Genomic DNA, 1,610 nt, shown 5'->3' with positions numbered 1-1,610 from the left:
CGCCGGGGCGTACATCACATGCGGCCTTGCTCATCGACCGGCGGTCGCGCCTGGTGATCTACGTCCCGGCGATCAGAGCTAACAACCACGGTCGGCGCATCCGGCTTGGTCGCATCGAACGGGCGGTGCTCGATGTAGGCCCGGCAGGCCGCCGGCGAAATCTCAGCCACTGTCTTCTGCTGAGTGAAGCACTTGCAGCTGTCGTCGATGCAGATCGTGTAGGCGATGCGCGGCACGGCCACCACCTCGCGGAGATGGTCGTACACCGGTGCAGTCTCAGGTTTGTCGACCTGCCGTGGAATCCAGTTGTTCAGAGCGTGCATGTCCTGCGCCGGCGGTCGCTGGCCCGCCTGTCGAGCTGGCGGCACCGTACTGGTGAGGGTTGTTTTCGTCGTCGTGGTGCCGTCGGGATTCGTGACCGTCGTCGTGCGTGCCGGCGTCGAGCTGGTGGCGGCCGGTGGCGTGCCGTTGATACGAGCCTTCAAGCGGCCGTAGACCGTCGGGCCGAGATAAGCAGCCCCCGCCAGCGCGAGCAGTGCGACCCAGATCAGCGGCGGGATCGACTTCGGCTGTTTGGTGTGCACCTCGGCGCTTTTGTAGAGCTCGAAGACGCTCTTGCTGTACTTGAACGGGTGCTTCGCCAGCGCCTTGCTGTACAGCAGGGTTCGACTGGCGTGGTCCCACTCGTAGACGATGGTCAGGCCGAGGTTGCCCATGCGCCGCACGTGCAGATGCCGGTTGCACAGCGCGTGGATATGCCGGTCGGTGTTCATGACCGACTGGGTTATGAGGATGAAGTCAACCCCCATGTGCCTGTGCGTGTCGAGGGCCTGAATGTCGGGCGGGACCTTGCTGCCGTTGGGTCGCGGCGGCCATGCCTTCTGGAACTCGTCATAGACGATCAGCGCGCCCGGCTTCGCCCATTCGTGCCAGTTGTGCAAGCCGCCGTGGTCGCTGTCGTCGATCAGCTCGTGGTCGAGCAACAGGCCGTTGATGTTGCTGTAGATGATCCGAGGTTCCTCGACCTCGACGCCGTCGATCTTGCGCTTGATCGTGGTGCCGACCATGTTGCGCAGCAGCTTGTCGATCGCATACAGCGTTTTGCCGGCGCCGGGGGTGCCCGTGATTATCGTGATCATCCGTTGTTCACCCCGAGCAGCTTCGTCGCGCTGGTGATCTGCCACAGCAGCAGCCGCGTGGCGATGGCGCCGAAGATGATGCCGAGGCCCTTGCCGCCGCCCGCCAGGAGGAACACGTTGAGGATGTCCGCAGGGAGCGCGTTGACGTTGCCGGCGACCATGTCGCGCATTTGGCCGATGACCACATCCATGCCGACGATGGTCACCAGCGAGAAGCCGAGCGACAGCAAAATTTTTGCCAGCATGGGCTGGACCATCGCCAGCAGCCATGTGCCGAGCTTCACGGGCCGTCCCCACCCTTGCCGGGTATCAGGATGAAGGCAGCAGCTAGGGCGGCGAGCACCAGGACCACGGCGCGAACGGGGCCGCTGATGTAGCCGCAGGCCCTTTGCCAGTCCCACACCATGGTGCTGACGCCGTGGATGCTGGCGTACTTGTCGGCGGGGCAGGAGCCGCCGCCACTCAGGAAGC

At 64.5% G+C, this 1,610-nt stretch carries 3 protein-coding genes; all 3 read right to left on the bottom strand.

From position 1 onward, the window contains the following. Window positions 1-14: 14 nt before the first annotated feature. Window positions 15-1,139: a zonular occludens toxin domain-containing protein gene (locus tag DFQ15_RS16825; protein WP_110467049.1), complete on the bottom strand. Its 1,125-nt coding sequence runs from the start codon at window positions 1,137-1,139 to the stop codon at window positions 15-17. After that, complete coding sequence (locus DFQ15_RS16820; protein WP_110467048.1) at window positions 1,136-1,423, bottom strand: DUF2523 family protein; 288 nt, start codon at window positions 1,421-1,423, stop codon at window positions 1,136-1,138. The genes DFQ15_RS16825 and DFQ15_RS16820 overlap by 4 nt, the downstream gene beginning before the upstream one ends. Continuing rightward, the coding region (locus tag DFQ15_RS17490; RefSeq protein WP_158529095.1) for a virulence factor TspB C-terminal domain-related protein at window positions 1,420-1,610 on the bottom strand (191 nt) is incomplete at its 5' end. The genes DFQ15_RS16820 and DFQ15_RS17490, both read right to left, overlap by 4 nt.

Source organism: Xylophilus ampelinus (genome assembly GCF_003217575.1).
Taxonomy (GTDB): Bacteria; Pseudomonadota; Gammaproteobacteria; order Burkholderiales; family Burkholderiaceae_C; genus Xylophilus; species Xylophilus ampelinus.
The sequence above is the reverse complement of the archived record's forward strand: the minus strand, read 5'-3'. Positions and strand labels throughout refer to the sequence as shown.

Bases quoted from the DNA above. Each gene is read 5' to 3' on its own strand.
- DFQ15_RS16825 (WP_110467049.1), bottom strand. From the start codon at position 1,139: ATGATCACGATAATCACGGGCACCCCCGGCGCCGGCAAAACGCTGTAT.